General features: G+C 54.4%; 17 protein-coding genes. 5 read left to right on the top strand and 12 right to left on the bottom strand.

Features of this window, described 5'->3' with window-relative positions:
* Window positions 1–2: 2 nt before the first annotated feature.
* The 4 genes from lysA to argH are packed head-to-tail and all read right to left on the bottom strand — an operon-like array spanning window position 3 to window position 3,182.
* The gene (gene lysA / locus NIG5292_RS07240; RefSeq protein ID WP_048598859.1) at window positions 3–1,268 is read right to left on the bottom strand and encodes a diaminopimelate decarboxylase; all 1,266 of its coding nucleotides are present in this window, start codon (window positions 1,266–1,268) and stop codon (window positions 3–5) included.
* Window positions 1,269–1,285: 17 nt separating this feature from the next.
* Entirely contained in the window at window positions 1,286–1,621 is a 336-nt protein-coding gene (locus tag NIG5292_RS07235; protein WP_233488193.1) for a DUF2834 domain-containing protein, read from the bottom strand.
* 2 nt (window positions 1,622–1,623) lie between these two features.
* Window positions 1,624–1,797: a hypothetical protein gene (locus tag NIG5292_RS15040; RefSeq protein WP_177193428.1), complete on the bottom strand. Its 174-nt coding sequence runs from the start codon at window positions 1,795–1,797 to the stop codon at window positions 1,624–1,626.
* Window positions 1,794–3,182, bottom strand: coding sequence for an argininosuccinate lyase (gene argH, locus NIG5292_RS07230; protein WP_048598858.1), 1,389 nt, complete (start codon window positions 3,180–3,182; stop codon window positions 1,794–1,796). Before argH ends, NIG5292_RS15040 begins: the two co-directional genes overlap by 4 nt.
* A 32-nt stretch (window positions 3,183–3,214) precedes the next feature.
* Here argH and NIG5292_RS07225 point away from each other — a divergent pair, with 32 nt between their 5' ends.
* The gene (locus NIG5292_RS07225; RefSeq protein ID WP_048598857.1) at window positions 3,215–3,760 is read left to right on the top strand and encodes a TlpA family protein disulfide reductase; all 546 of its coding nucleotides are present in this window, start codon (window positions 3,215–3,217) and stop codon (window positions 3,758–3,760) included.
* On the opposite strand, the gene NIG5292_RS07220 is transcribed toward NIG5292_RS07225, so the two are convergent.
* Window positions 3,738–4,328: a DNA-3-methyladenine glycosylase I gene (locus NIG5292_RS07220; protein ID WP_048598856.1), complete on the bottom strand. Its 591-nt coding sequence runs from the start codon at window positions 4,326–4,328 to the stop codon at window positions 3,738–3,740. The two genes, NIG5292_RS07225 and NIG5292_RS07220, sit on opposite strands and share 23 nt — an antisense overlap.
* A 259-nt stretch (window positions 4,329–4,587) precedes the next feature.
* Here NIG5292_RS07220 and NIG5292_RS07215 point away from each other — a divergent pair, with 259 nt between their 5' ends.
* Together NIG5292_RS07215 and phbB are read left to right on the top strand one after the other, a co-directional pair.
* A complete protein-coding gene (locus NIG5292_RS07215) occupies window positions 4,588–5,763 on the top strand; it encodes an acetyl-CoA C-acetyltransferase (RefSeq protein WP_048598855.1) in 1,176 nt (391 codons plus the stop codon).
* Between the two features lie 95 nt (window positions 5,764–5,858).
* Window positions 5,859–6,584 carry an acetoacetyl-CoA reductase gene (gene phbB, locus NIG5292_RS07210; RefSeq protein WP_048598854.1) on the top strand — a complete coding sequence of 242 codons (726 nt, stop codon included), beginning with the start codon at window positions 5,859–5,861 and terminating at the stop codon, window positions 6,582–6,584.
* A 96-nt stretch (window positions 6,585–6,680) separates the two neighbouring features.
* Here the strand turns inward: phbB and NIG5292_RS14945 are convergent, their stop codons facing one another.
* Window positions 6,681–6,830: a hypothetical protein gene (locus tag NIG5292_RS14945; protein ID WP_158441650.1), complete on the bottom strand. Its 150-nt coding sequence runs from the start codon at window positions 6,828–6,830 to the stop codon at window positions 6,681–6,683.
* A gap of 111 nt (window positions 6,831–6,941) precedes the next feature.
* Between NIG5292_RS14945 and NIG5292_RS07205 the strand changes: the two genes are divergently transcribed.
* A complete protein-coding gene (locus NIG5292_RS07205) occupies window positions 6,942–7,883 on the top strand; it encodes a transcriptional regulator GcvA (protein WP_048598853.1) in 942 nt (313 codons plus the stop codon).
* 42 nt (window positions 7,884–7,925) lie between these two features.
* On the opposite strand, the gene NIG5292_RS14605 is transcribed toward NIG5292_RS07205, so the two are convergent.
* The 3 genes from NIG5292_RS14605 to NIG5292_RS07195 form a co-directional block, all read right to left on the bottom strand.
* Window positions 7,926–8,093, bottom strand: coding sequence for a DUF465 domain-containing protein (locus NIG5292_RS14605; protein WP_074842094.1), 168 nt, complete (start codon window positions 8,091–8,093; stop codon window positions 7,926–7,928).
* A 123-nt stretch (window positions 8,094–8,216) separates the two neighbouring features.
* Window positions 8,217–8,945, bottom strand: a complete 729-nt coding sequence (locus tag NIG5292_RS07200) for a tRNA1(Val) (adenine(37)-N6)-methyltransferase (protein ID WP_048598852.1) — start codon at window positions 8,943–8,945, stop codon at window positions 8,217–8,219.
* Window positions 8,942–9,157 (bottom strand): putative signal transducing protein, encoded by a 216-nt coding sequence (locus tag NIG5292_RS07195; RefSeq protein WP_048598851.1) that lies wholly within the window; start codon window positions 9,155–9,157, stop codon window positions 8,942–8,944. Before NIG5292_RS07195 ends, NIG5292_RS07200 begins: the two co-directional genes overlap by 4 nt.
* A gap of 51 nt (window positions 9,158–9,208) precedes the next feature.
* On the opposite strand from NIG5292_RS07195, the gene NIG5292_RS07190 reads away from it, so the two are divergent.
* Window positions 9,209–10,210 carry a polyprenyl synthetase family protein gene (locus NIG5292_RS07190; protein WP_048598850.1) on the top strand — a complete coding sequence of 334 codons (1,002 nt, stop codon included), beginning with the start codon at window positions 9,209–9,211 and terminating at the stop codon, window positions 10,208–10,210.
* Window positions 10,211–10,213: 3 nt separating this feature from the next.
* On the opposite strand, the gene NIG5292_RS07185 is transcribed toward NIG5292_RS07190, so the two are convergent.
* The 3 genes from NIG5292_RS07185 to NIG5292_RS07175 all read right to left on the bottom strand — a co-directional run bounded on the left by NIG5292_RS07185 (window position 10,214) and on the right by NIG5292_RS07175 (window position 14,535).
* Window positions 10,214–11,023: a 4-(cytidine 5'-diphospho)-2-C-methyl-D-erythritol kinase gene (locus tag NIG5292_RS07185; RefSeq protein WP_048598849.1), complete on the bottom strand. Its 810-nt coding sequence runs from the start codon at window positions 11,021–11,023 to the stop codon at window positions 10,214–10,216.
* A 38-nt stretch (window positions 11,024–11,061) separates the two neighbouring features.
* A complete protein-coding gene (locus tag NIG5292_RS07180; protein WP_048598848.1) occupies window positions 11,062–12,756 on the bottom strand; it encodes a tetratricopeptide repeat protein in 1,695 nt (564 codons plus the stop codon).
* A gap of 126 nt (window positions 12,757–12,882) precedes the next feature.
* Window positions 12,883–14,535, bottom strand: a complete 1,653-nt coding sequence (locus tag NIG5292_RS07175; RefSeq protein ID WP_048598974.1) for an electron transfer flavoprotein-ubiquinone oxidoreductase — start codon at window positions 14,533–14,535, stop codon at window positions 12,883–12,885.

The following is a 14,535-nucleotide window of genomic DNA, read 5'->3' as shown; positions in this document are numbered from 1 at the left end:
CCTCACAGCCACTCAGGAATGGTATCGCGATTTATCATTTCGTCAAAGGTGGGCCGCTGGCGGATAACCGCAAATTGATCACCCTGCACAAGAACTTCAGGGATCAAGGGACGTGAATTATACTCAGACGACATCACAGCGCCATATGCACCCGCGCTGCGGAACGCGATCAATTCGTCCGGTGCGACAGCAGCCATAGAGCGGCCCTTGGCAAAAGTGTCACCACTTTCACAAATCGGTCCAACGATATCATAGGTTGCGCTTTGCGCACCCGCAGGGCGCTCATTAACAGGGATGATATCGTGGTATGCGCCGTACATCGCAGGACGCACCAGATCATTCATCGCACCATCAATGATCAGGAACTGACGGTCATCCCCTTCTTTGAGGTAGATCACTTTTGACACCATGATGCCCGCATTGCCCGAGATAAGGCGGCCCGGTTCGATCTCAATCTCAACATCCAGATCGCCGAGAACACGCTTTACCATCGCACCGTAATCCGTTGGCAAAGGCGGCGCTTCGTTCGAGCGCTCGTATGGAATGCCAAGACCGCCACCCAGATCGAGGCGGATGATTTCATGACCTTCGGCGCGCAACTGAATGGTCAGGTCTTTAACTTTCTCATAGGCCAATTCAAACGGCTCAAGCTGTGTCAGTTGGCTGCCGATGTGCACATCAATGCCCACGACCTTCAGACCGGGCAGTGATGCAGCAAGGGCGTAGACCTCAGACGCACGGTCAATCGGGATACCGAATTTATCACCCTTTTTGCCTGTGCTGATTTTCTCGTGGGTTTTCGCATCCACATCAGGATTCACGCGTACAGTAATCGGCGCGACCATGCCCAATGATGTGGCTACCTCGGACAGGCGGCGCATCTCTGGCTCGCTCTCCACATTGAACTGACGCACACCGCCAGTCAGCGCGAGGCGCATTTCATCAGCGGTTTTACCAACGCCCGAAAATACGATTTTATCACCAGACACGCCTGCCGCTTTGGCGCGCAGATATTCTCCGCCGGACACAACATCCATGCCCGCACCCGCATCGCCCAACAATTTGAGAACAGCTTGGTTGCTGTTAGATTTCATCGCAAAACAAACAAGATGCTCCATGCCGTCCAGCGCCTCATCAAAGAGACGGAAGTGCCGCAGAAGCGTCGCTGATGAATAAACATAAAACGGTGTGCCAACAGCAGCCGCGATTTCAGCGACGGGAACGTCTTCGGCATAAAGTGCGCCGTCACGATAGAGAAAGTGATCCATGGGTGATCCCTGTGGTCTTAGGTTGATGCGTGCGCGGGGCTGCGCGACAAGGCGATAAAGAAGTAAAGCGGTAGGCCGCAACTGACGCCAATGCAAAAGGTTGCGGGGATCACCACCAGATACACAAAGCTATCCGCAAAGGCGCGGTAGATGACCCAAACGGACAGCGCAATGGCTGCGATGGTGAGGTCCCAAACAAGGCCGCTTGTGGCGTCATTGACGTACCAAGCATCGATCATCGGGCCCAACGCCCACCCTTCAGACTGAAACCAGCTGACGAAATAATACATAGGGTGGATGGCACCCCAAATCGCCAGTGCAAGAAAGATGAGGCGGAGCACATTGCGCATCATGATCAAAGCCCAACGCTTACGGTAACGGGGCCAGAGCGCACGCCGACATTACCACCAACGCTGACACCACCCGAACCAACAGACACGCCTACACCACCTGTCGGGCGCACAGGCTGACCGTCAGCACCGCATCCAGCCAAAGTTGCTACCATTAAACAAATACCGATTACTCTCATCCCAAATGTTCCTTCCACCGGGCAACTTGCTCGCGTACGCGAACGGGCGCTGTACCGCCAAATGATGTGCGTGAGGCAACTGAATTATGGACGCCCAATACGTCAAACACACTTACAGTAATGCCCTCATGCACCGTTTTCATCTGCTCAAGGCTGAGGTCAGGCAAATCACAGCCCCCCTTCTCGGCCATGGCGACCAGCGCACCTGTCACGTGGTGCGCCTCGCGGAAGGGTAGCCCAAGTTCACGCACAAGCCAGTCTGCCAAATCTGTGGCTGTGCTGAACCCTGTGGCAGCCGCCTTTTCAAGTTCTGAGACATTTGCTGTCATATCACTGACCATGCCTTCCATCGCAGCAATCGCCAGCATCAAATTATCAGCCGCATCAAAGACCTGTTCTTTGTCTTCTTGCATGTCTTTAGAGTAGGCCAGCGGCAGGCCCTTCATCACAGTCATCAAAGCGACATTGGCGCCGAAAATCCGGCCAATCTTTGCACGGATCAATTCGGCCGCATCAGGGTTCTTCTTTTGCGGCATGATCGACGAGCCTGTTGAAAAGCTGTCGGACAAGGTGACAAAGCGGAATTGCGCAGACGACCAGATAACAAGCTCCTCAGCGAAGCGGCTTAGGTGCATCGCACAAATTGACGCAGAGCTGAGGAACTCAAGCGCGAAATCACGATCAGACACCGCATCAAGCGAGTTGGACGCAGGCCGGTCGAAACCAAGTTCAGTCGCGGTCATGTCGCGGTCAATCGCAAAACCCGTACCGGCCAACGCAGCGGCCCCCAAAGGCGATGTGTTCATCCGCTTGCGCGCATCCGCAAAGCGCGCCCGATCACGGTCCAACATTTCGGCATAAGCCAGCATGTGATGACCCCAAGTTACGGGCTGTGCCACTTGCAAATGCGTAAAGCCTGGCATCACCCACTCTGCGCCGGCCTCTGCCTGACCAACGAACGCTTTCATCAGTGCCGCCAATGCCGCGTCAATTGCGTCAAACTGGTCCCGCACCCAAAGCTTGAACCCAGTGGCCACCTGATCGTTGCGCGAACGCCCCGTATGCAGACGACCTGCTGGCTCGCCGATGATCTCTTTCAGGCGCGCTTCGACATTCATGTGAATGTCTTCAAGTTGCTTTGAAAACGGAAAATCGCCTGCTTCGATTTCTGACAATACTGTGAGCAGCCCTTCCCGCATCGCGGTCGCATCGCTATCAGTGACAATGCCCATCGCACCCAACATCGCCGCATGGGCACGCGAGCCTGCAATGTCTTGTGCCGCCATCCGCTGGTCAAAATCGATGGACGCGTTAATTGCCTCCATGATGTCTGAATTACCGGCGGCAAAACGGCCACCCCACATTTGGTTCGATGTCTTTGTCATAACGGCCCTTTAACAGGAAGAAGTCTGCGAAAATGAAATATCTTGTGTCGCTTTATATGGCCTTCGCTCTTATCGCAACAAATGCTGCGGCCAATCCCGCGCTGGAAGATTTGCTGATGGGCAGCATGAAAAAGCTGAACTTCCATGCCGCCGCAAAAGATATGCCAGAGGCAGAGTTTCAAACCTTCGATGGCGCGCCAGCGACGCTTGAGGCCTATGAGGGTAAACACGTCGTTTTGAACTTCTGGGCAACCTGGTGCGCACCATGCCGCAAAGAGATGCCGATGCTTCAAGAATTACAGGCAGAGTTTGGCGGTGACGACTTTGCCGTGGTGACCATTGCGACCGGGCGCAACAACCCTGCGGCCATGCGTAAATTCTTTGACGACATCGGTGTCGAAAATCTGCCGCTCTACCGCGACCCCAAGCAAATCCTGTCGCGTCAAATCGGCGTACTCGGCTTACCGGCAACTTTGATACTTGATCCACAGGGGCGCGAAATTGCACGTATGGTTGGTGATGCAGAATGGAACAGCCCGTCAGCTAAGGCGATGATCAGCGCGCTTTTGACCCCATAAGGCGGCACGGCTCAAACCTGTGGCAATCAAGCGAATGGTCGTTGACCAGCCCACAAGCCTGCATCCATGCATAAACGATTGTGGGGCCGCAAAACTTGAAACCGCGCTTTTTCAGGTCTTTTGAGAGTGCTGCCGATGCTACTGTTTGGGCGGGCCGGTCCTCGGGGCGCATGATATGCCCCTGAATAGGTGTGCCCCCAACAAATGACCAGCAATAGGAACTAAAGCTCTGTTCACGTTCTAGGCGAATTAAGGCATTCGCATTGCTGATCGCCGCTGTGATTTTACCGCGGTGGCGAACGATGCCAGGGTTTGCCAACAGACGCTCAACATCCGCCTCACCCCATGTAGCGATGCGGTGGGGGTCAAACCCTTCAAACGCCTCAATGAACGCCTCGCGCTTTTTCAAAATGGTGATCCACGACAGACCGGCCTGAAAGCCATCGAGAATTAGCTTCTCCCAAAGTGCGCGACTGTCGTACTCCGGCACACCCCACTCTGTGTCATGGTAGTGGCGGTAAATCTCAGATCCATCGAGCCAGTCGCATCGCGTCAATCCATCATTCAAAACATCTCTCCCATTTCAATTTCTGCCAGACACACACCAAAGTTGACCCTAAGTCACACAGCGGTGACGCCAATCCGAAACTTCTGCGTATTTTTGCGGGCAATCTACTGCTTATGCTAGCGTAAACATTAAATACTTCCGTGACTCATCAGACCATTCCCACTACGCAAGAGGCATTATCAGGGCCCTTTCGCGCGTAAACACATGCGCAAATTGCAGTTTGCGAGGGCCAGCCAACTAAGAATGGGACCTCAGGGATATGACCAACGTCGTTATTGCATCCGCCGCACGCACAGCCGTCGGCAGCTTTATGGGCAGCTTTGCCAACACACCAGCACATGATTTGGGCGCAGCCGTTTTGCGCGAAGTCGTCGCACGTGCAGGCATCGATGCGTCAGAAGTCTCCGAGACAATCTTGGGCCAAGTTCTTACAGCTGCCCAAGGTCAAAACCCTGCGCGCCAAGCGCACATCAACGCAGGCCTCGCCAAAGAGTCTGCTGCATGGAGCATCAACCAAGTTTGTGGCTCTGGTTTGCGCGCCGTTGCATTGGCTGCACAACACATCCAGTTGGGTGATGCCTCAATCGTGGCCGCAGGCGGACAAGAAAACATGACACTTAGCCCCCATGCCGCAACATTGCGCGCAGGCCAAAAGATGGGTGACATGCAGTACATCGACACGATGATCCGCGATGGACTTTGGGACGCATTCAATGGCTATCACATGGGCCAAACAGCTGAAAACGTTGCGGATCAATGGGGCATCACCCGTGAGATGCAAGACGAGTTTGCCGTGGCCTCGCAAAACAAGGCAGAGGCCGCACAATTGGCTGGCAAGTTCCAAGACGAGATCGTGCCGTTCATCGTGAAAACACGCAAAGGCGAGAATACCGTCGACGCGGACGAATACATTCGCCACGGCGCGACAATGGATGCCATGGCAAAGCTACGCCCCGCATTTACACGCGAAGGGTCCGTCACCGCAGCAAACGCATCAGGCCTTAACGACGGTGCAGCAGCAACACTTTTGATGTCCGCAGATGACGCCGAAAAGCGCGGCATTGAGCCGCTGGCACGGATTGTTTCCTACGCCACCGCAGGTTTGGACCCGTCAATCATGGGCGTTGGGCCAATTTACGCAAGCCGCAAGGCGCTTGATAAAGCGGGCTGGTCAGCAAGCGATCTCGATCTGGTTGAAGCCAACGAAGCGTTCGCCGCTCAGGCATGCGCAGTGAACAAAGACATGGGTTGGGATCCGGCCATCGTAAACGTAAACGGTGGCGCAATCGCCATTGGCCACCCGATCGGTGCATCAGGCTGCCGCGTTTTGAACACACTGCTCTTTGAGATGAAGCGTCGCGGCGCGAAAAAAGGCCTCGCAACGCTGTGTATTGGCGGCGGTATGGGCGTTGCTATGTGCGTAGAACGCCCGTAACCAACCAAAAATATCAATCCTGTGCGCAATATAGTTGCGCGCAGGATTTTTAATTTGTAACTAGATTACCGAATAACCCTGACTGGAGAATCAACATGACACGCGTAGCCCTCGTCACAGGCGGAACCCGCGGCATTGGTGCCGCAATCGCTAAGGCATTGGCCGCAGAAGGCCACAAAGTTGCTGCTACATATGCTGGTAACGATGAAAAAGCCGCTGCCTTTACAGCCGAGACAGGCATCAAAACATACAAGTGGAATGTTGCCGACTATGCCGCATGTACAGCTGGCATCGCCCAAATTGCCGAAGACCTCGGCCCTGTTGATATCTTGGTCAACAACGCTGGCATCACCCGCGACGCGCCATTTCATAAGATGACGCCCGAACAATGGCACGAATGCATCGACACAAACCTGAACGGCGTGTTCAACATGACCCACAACGTATGGGGCAGCATGCGCGAACGTAAATTTGGTCGCATCGTAACAATTTCATCGATCAATGGCCAAAAAGGTCAGTTCGCCCAAGCCAACTATGCCGCTACAAAAGCAGGCGACATCGGCTTTACAAAAGCCTTGGCCCAAGAAGGTGCCCGCGCAGGCATTACAGTAAACGTGGTGGCTCCGGGTTATATCAACACGGAAATGATGGCGACTATCCCCGAAAAAGTGATGAACGAAGTCATCCTGCCGCAAATCCCTGTTGGTCGCTTGGGTGAGCCAGAAGAGATGGCGCGGGCCGTTGTGTTCCTTGCCTCTGATGACGCTGGCTTTGTCACCGGCTCAACGATCTCCGCGAATGGCGGCCAATATATGAGCTAAGCTTCGTGCTTGCCTCAACTAAATTGCAAAGGGCCGCCCCATCAGGAGCGGCCCTTTTCTCGACAAACTGCATCACGCATTCGGATGCGCGGCCACTTACGTAGCTGAGGCTTGCGTAGTGCGCAGTGCAGGTTCGTTGAAACGGTTCAGCATCCATGCCCAAAATTGACGAAACGCAATCGCGCGTTCCTCATGGGCAATTTGCATTGCGTTGCGTGTAATTTCGCTTGTTGTACTCTCAAACATATTAAACTCCATTGATGAGATGTGTCTCTCCCTGCTGTTGTATATGCGCCTCTTGCACGCACTCTACAAACGAGACTTCCCATACCGTCAGTTAAGCTGTATTAAACTGAAATGTCTGATCGCCTTCCTCCGCTCACCGCCCTACGCGCCTTTGAAGCCGCCGCACGCCATATGTCATTCGCCAAAGCAGCGGATGAGTTAAATGTAACACCTGCAGCACTATCCTATCAGATCAAATCTCTTGAAGCGGATTTGGGCACACCAGTGTTCATTCGACTTAATCGCGCAGTTGAGCTGACAGAGGCGGGTCGCGCCTTAACCCCCGGCGTACATGACGGCTTTGCAGCGATAACATCCGCGTGGCGCAACACACGCCGCTTAAGCGACAACACGACCCTTACAGTCACCGCGGGCCCTGCGTTCACCTCTAAATGGCTGGCCCCAAGACTGTTCGACTTTGCCCAGGCACACCCCACGATTGAGTTGCGATTTTCGGCATCCCTACGATTGGTCGACTTTGACCGAGACGAAGTCGATGTAGCCATTCGGTTTGGATTAGGCGGCTACAGCGGCGTCTATTCAGAACCACTTGTAAGCGAATGGGTCACGCCGATGATGACCCCTGAAATGGCGGCAAATTTCGGCACCAAAGAAACAATAACTAATGCGCCGCTCATCCACGATGACAGTATGGACGCATTTAAAATTACATGTGATTGGGCCAAATGGGCGCGGGCCGCGAAGGTCGACATTGACCCGGATCACGGTGCAAGGTTCAGCCAAGCTGATCATGCATTGGACGCCGCAATTGCGGGCGCGGGCGTCGTGTTGGGTCGCGTATCGCTTGCTGCGCGCGCGCTTGCGTCAGGACGACTTGTGGCACCTTTTGACCTGGGACTGATTACGCCCGCACAATTTCGATTTGTATGCCCACAAGGCAACGAGACCCGCCCCAAGGTGAAAGCGTTTCATGACTGGCTGCTGGACGAGATCAATACCTCAAAGTCCTTCGCGGAAGGCCGAACACTGCTTCATGCAGCAGATGTTGAATAACTGACGCGCCACCCAAACTGGTCTGCGCGTCAGCGTGATACTTCAGGCAGAAGCGAGGCGCGAAATCTCTTCTTTGAGTTTCAGCTTCTCTTTCTTCATCGCCGCAATTTGCAAATCATCAACGGCAGGCATGCGCTGCAGGCGCGCGACCGTCTCCGATAAATTCTCATGCTTTTGTTTCAGTTGCTGGATATGCGTGCTTAATGCCATAGGCGCGTCCTTTTCTACTGATGTGTGATTTTAGTGGAGCACACGCAGCCCGCTTGTGTCACGCCGCAGCTGCAAAAGGATTCAAGTAATCAGCTGAATTTAGCCGAATTTCTTCACACGTGGTTAATTGCGGATGAATAATTGCGCGCCGTGCCGCAAAATCCCACGCACCTCGGGTGTGTAAGTCTCTTCGTCCGCTTCGTGCCGCTCACCCTTATGCAGAATCAACGGCGCCAACAAAGAAAATGGCGCGCGCGAGGCTTTCTTTGCTTGGACAATCACAAGTCGCGCAGGCTGCCCTACCCGCGATGCGATCGGCAATACCGTCACCCGACCAAGCCGATCATCCAGTGAACCCAACACATCTTGCAGTCGCGAAATATCTTGGATGACAGTCAGCGTACCATTTGGCCGAAGCCGCTTTGTGGCAACATCCAGCCAAACAGAAAGCGGAGTTTGCTCACCGCGTGCTGCCTCGCGCGCCGCATCATCCGATTTATTTCCCCGCCCGCGATCAAAATACGGCGGGTTACAGAACACATGGTGAAAGCTGCGCTCGCGTACCTCACTGGGAAGCGCCGCAAGATCAGCATGGACCACATCAAGACCGTTGCGCCCAGCTAATTCCGCCGCACAACTGTCCCGCTCAACACCCGTGACTGCCACATCTGTTCGCGCGGCAAGGCACAAACTAGCCACACCCACGCCGCATCCCAACTCCAGCGCGGTCTCTGCTGGTTTTGCGGGCACACTAGCCGCCAACAACACCGCGTCCACACCCGCACGATACCCTTGCGCAGGTTGATAGGCCTTCACTTTACCGCCCAGAAAATCATCGCGTGTTTCGCTCATTCGCTAACCGTCAGCCCATTATCACGCAACGCAGCAGCTGCCATGAAATGGTCTGCCTGGCGGACCATCAACCGGCGCGGCAAAATGCCAATGCTGCCTTCAAGAATGCTGATATTTACGTCCATTTCAAAGCAGTCTATACCCTCGCCGGATAGCAAAGCTTTGGCGAAGGCAATGGCCGTCGGATCGTTGCTGCGCATAAGTTCTTTCATCCCCCGATCTAAGGCTAGTTGCCACGGGTTGTCGAGCAAGGAGACCTTTTCATGGGTTTGGATAACGCCGCAACAAAGCCACACGAGCGCCTCGCCGCCGCACTTGATGCCGATATGACTGCAGTCAATGAATTGATCCGCGAACGCATGGCATCAGAGCACGCCCCCCGCATTCCCGAAGTCAGCGCGCATCTGGTCGATGCTGGCGGCAAACGCCTACGTCCCATGTTGACGTTGGCCAGTGCGAAAATGTGTGGCTACGAAGGACCGTTTCATATCCATTTGGCGGCAACGGTTGAATTTATTCACACGGCTACTTTGCTGCATGACGACGTTGTAGACGAAAGCGGCCAACGGCGGGGACGCCCCACGGCCAACTTGCTTTGGGACAATAAATCAAGCGTTTTAGTCGGCGATTATCTCTTTGCCCGCTCGTTCCAGTTGATGGTTGAGACAGGTAATTTGCGCGTACTGGACATCCTATCAAACGCGTCAGCGACCATCGCGGAAGGCGAAGTGCTGCAACTAACCGCAGCATCTGATTTGGGAACCGATGAGGAAATTTACCTCAAGGTTGTGCGCGGCAAAACGGCGGCGCTTTTCTCAGCAGCAATGGAAGTCGGTGGTGTCATCGCAGGCCAAAGCGATGATGTGGTAAAGGCGCTTTTCGCGTATGGTGACGCGTTGGGCATTTCATTCCAGATTGTCGACGACCTGCTGGATTACCGCGGGAACACCCAAGCTACTGGCAAAAACGTTGGGGACGATTTCCGCGAGCACAAACTAACGCTGCCCGTCATCAAAGCCGTTGCCAAAGCCGATACAACCGAGCGTGATTTTTGGCACCGCACCATCGCAAAAGGCGACCAGCGCGATGGTGATTTGGAAGAAGCTCTCCGCCTAATGGATAGCCACGGCACACTTGATGCGACCCGCGCCGACGCAGTTGCTTGGGCAGATAAAGCCAAAGCATCACTAAGCGTGATTGAACAGAGTGAGTTGAAGGATATGCTTCTTGATCTTGCTGATTATGTGGTCGCGCGCGTTAGGTAGACCTCAGCTTAATGTGCAGGGCCTGATCCACCAATCTGTATGCATCGCACCCAGCTCATAGGCCGCAAAATGTGCAGCCTTCATGGTTGGATAAATTGCAAAGCACGTCGCACCCGACCCCGACATGCGCGCCAATAAACACTGCCGGGTTGAGCGCAAATCAGACAACGCACGCTCGATTACTGGCTGGATTGAGATAGCCGCATCTTGCATATCATTGCGCATCGTTGCGAGCCAATCCGCCGCATCCGCAACGCCCTCGAACGTAGGGATTACCGGCATTTCAGCGTTGGTGCGCTTTGTCATAGCACTGAAAACTGCTGGTGTCGGCATGCTAACACGGGGGTTCACCAAAAGAGCAGGCAGTAGCGGCAGTGCAACTTTTTCCACCTGCTCACCCACGCCGCGCATCCGCGCAGCAGTTGCAAGCATACAAACAGGCACGTCAGCACCAAGCGACATCTGCTGTTCAACCGTACTGCCACCGATCACGCGCAAAACGGCTGCTGCATCAGACGAGCCGCCACCAATGCCGGCCTCAGCAGGCAGACGTTTGACCAATCTCAAAGACGCCTCGGCCCCCATCACATCAAGTGCACGCCACATCAGGTTTGTTGGCCCCGTCGGTACACCTGCGACCAAATCACCCTCAACGCTCAAATGTGTGGGCCCAGCCGATACATAAACGTCATCGCCGAAATCGGCGAAGGCCACCAAGCTATCAAGAAGATGATAGCCGTCATCTCGCTGCCCCGTGACATGCAGGGTCAAGTTCACTTTTGCAGGCGCCAGTTGGCGTGTCTCGGATGTCATAAGGTCTTCTTTTGTTTATAAATATCCAAAACCGGAGGTCAGCCACCAGACTGTACTGGCGGCAATGCGGGGGCGCCTTCTTCTTCGAGCACCACATCAAGTCCCACTTCCAGCTTGCGCCTAATCCGCGGCAAATCATCTTCCGCTGGATCGAAAGACAATGCACGTGACCACTGAAAACGTGCCTCAGTCCGTCGACCAACAGCCCACAACACATCCCCCAGGTGGTCGTTCACCACAGGGTCAGTCGCAGCAAGTGAAGCAGCAACTTCCATCGGGGCTACGGCCTCGTCATAACGTCCGAGCCGGTACAAAACCCACCCAAGACTATCAAGGATAAAGCCGCTGTCAGGACGTGCAGCTGCGGCCTTCTCGATCATCTCTAATGCTTCATCGAGCTTAATTTTCTTCTCAACAAGTGAATAACCAAGATAGTTCAGCACGTTCGGCTGATCGGGGTTGAGGGCCAAGGCTTTGCGAAAATCAGCCTCTGCCTGTGGCCACAAATCGCGCCGCTCAAACGATATCCCGCGCGCATAGTACAAGAACCATGCGTTTGGATCGCCCTGCTCCAAAAGCTTGATCGCGGTACTATAGGCTGCCGTTGCTTCCTCAAACCGCTCAAGACGCCGTAACATATCTCCAAGGGTTGAGTGGACCACCTGCAGATCAGCGTGACTGTCTTGTAACGCAGTCAATGCCTCAACTGCTTCATCTTTGCGGTCGCTTTCAAAAAGCGCCTCTGCACGACCGATCTCTGCGGCATGAAAGGAGGTGCTGTCCGGCGTGATCTGACCATAAGCATCCGCCGCCAAAACATGATTGCCCAACTCATCTAACAGACCCGCGATCAGCAAATTCGCTTCATCGAAATCAGCCCGCACATAGGCCGCTGCACGTGCGTAAAGAAGCGCAAAATCTGGGCCAGCCTCGTCGCGGAGAACCGATGCAACAGTCCAGAAAACTTCAGCCAATCCCTGTTGCGCAGTCAAAACTGTCGTCAGAGGTACGGCCTTGCGCCCCTCAAGACCACTGCGCAGTTCTTGTAATTCAGGGTCTAGTGCCCCTTGAAAGTTATCATCAATGAGCGCGGCTGCATCTATGTTGCGACCCAGTTGGCTCAAGAATTCAGCGCGCACCATGATCGACCGCCGCGTATACCCAAGGGCGCCAACTTTATCGTCAGTCAACAGGCCCAGCGCGCCCTCAAAATCACCGAATGTGCCCTTGGCCAAAGCGTGGTGCAAATTCGCAAAGCCGCTCATACCGTTCATTGAGGCCATATCCTCAAAGTAATCGGTGGCAGCGCTTACATCGCCTAGGCCCAAGGTTGCCCAAGCCAAGACCAAGCCGTCAACAAGAGGGCTTATGCGTCGGCCTGCCCCGAACCCTTCGACAATTTCCGTAAATTGTTCACCTTTTGCCAAACCTGCAACGGCAATCAATCCCGCGATTTGGCTTTGGTTCATGTCAAGATCAGAACCACGCAAAAGTGCGACAGCACCTGCTACGTCACCGGCATTTGCACGGCCTGCCAAGGCCGCCTCAAGCAAGGCTGGGTTGGTCGCGTCGCTGCGTTGTGCTTGGGAATAATACTGGCCAACCGCTGCGTAATCACCGTTAAACTGCGCATGACGCCCCGCAAGATAGGACCCCGCAATGCCCTGCGCGTTACCAACGGCGGGCAGAAGCAAGGCGGCACTCAAAACGATGGGGCGAATGTATCGGCGCATGGGGTCTCCTCTGTGTCAGGACAGCTTGCCCGAGTTGCGCCCCACCCACAAGCAAAGGGCACAAAAAAGGGCGCCCCGCAGAGCGCCCTGATCAATGAACTTTTCGTCAAGTGGACCCAACAAGGATCACATGTTGGGATAGTTCGGCCCATCGCCGCCCTGCGGCGTGGTCCAGTTGATGTTCTGACTGGGGTCTTTGATATCGCAAGTTTTGCAATGAACGCAGTTTTGAAAGTTAATCACAAACCGCGTATCCGCACCCGCTTCCTCAACAAACTCATAAACCCCAGCGGGGCAATACCGCGCTGACGGGCCTGCGTATTTTGGCAGGTTCACGGCCACAGGTATGCTGGGGTCTTTCAGCTTGAGGTGCGCCGGTTGGCTTTCCTCGTGGTTGGTCATTGCAAAGCTTACATTTGTAAGCCGGTCGAACGACAACACACCATCTGGTTTGGGATACTCGATTGGTTTGTGGTCTTTCGCCTCGCCCGTAGCGGCAGCGTCACTTTCGCCGTGCTTCATCGTGCCCAACAAAGAGACCCCAAAGAGGTTGTTGGTCCACATATCAAAGCCACCAAGGGTCAGCGAAGCAGTAAGGCCGTATTTTGACCAAAGTGGCTTCACGTTGCGCACCTTCTTAAGGTCTTTTGCAATTGGGCCGCTGTGCACACGTTCGGCGTAGCCAGCAAGGACATCACCCGCGCGATCGGCCTTAATGGCCTCAACCGCAGCTTCAGCCGCAGCAATCCCTGAAAGCATTGCGTTATGATTGCCCTTGATCCGTGGAACGTTGACCATACCCGCAGAACATCCAAGCAGCGCACCACCAGGAAACGCAAGTTCTGGCATCGCCTGATACCCGCCTTCGGTAATCGCACGCGCGCCATACGCAACACGTTTGCCGCCCTTGAGTAGCTCCGCAACCATCGGATGGTGCTTAAAGCGCTGGAATTCCATGTAAGGGAACAAGTGCGGATTTTCGTAGTTCAGGTGCACAACGAAGCCGACATAAACTTGGTTATTGTCGAGGTGGTAGATGAAAGACCCGCCACCCGCATTACCATTCAGCGGCCACCCCATTGTGTGAGTGACGCTGCCTTCTTTGTGCTTTTCGGGGTCAATTTCCCAAATCTCTTTCATGCCCAGGCCGTATTTTTGCGGCCCTGAGTTTTTATCCAACTCATATTTAGCAATCACTTCCTTGGACAGCGAACCGCGCACGCCCTCAGACAAGAAAACATATTTGCCATGCAGCTCCATTCCCGGCTCATAAGCATCACCGGGGGTGCCATCGGCATTCAAACCGAACTCACCCGCAACAACACCTTTGACCTCACCGTTGTCACCGTAAACCAATTCAGAACATGCCATGCCTGGGAAAATCTCAACGCCCAGCTCCTCGGCCTGCTCAGCCATCCAACGGCAGACATTACCCATTGAGACGATGTAATTGCCGTGGTTATTCATCAGCGGCGGCATTGCAAAATTGGGCAGGCGCACCTGACCGGCTTCGCCAAGCATATAGAAATTGTCGTCCTTTACAGGCACGTTAAGCGGCGCGCCCTTTTCTTTCCAGTCAGGGATCAGCGCGTTCAGGCCTGCAGGATCAAGTACCGCGCCAGACAGAATATGCGCGCCAACTTCTGAACCCTTTTCGAGCACAACAACGTTCATGTCCGCATCAAGTTGCTTAAGCTTTATGGCGGCAGACAAGCCAGCTGGACCTGCGCCAACGATGACCACGTCATATTCCATTGCTTCACGTTCAATCTGGGACAT

This window comes from Nereida ignava, from assembly GCF_001049735.1.
Taxonomy (GTDB): domain Bacteria; phylum Pseudomonadota; class Alphaproteobacteria; order Rhodobacterales; family Rhodobacteraceae; genus Nereida; species Nereida ignava.
The sequence above is the reverse complement of the archived record's forward strand: the minus strand, read 5'-3'. Positions and strand labels throughout refer to the sequence as shown.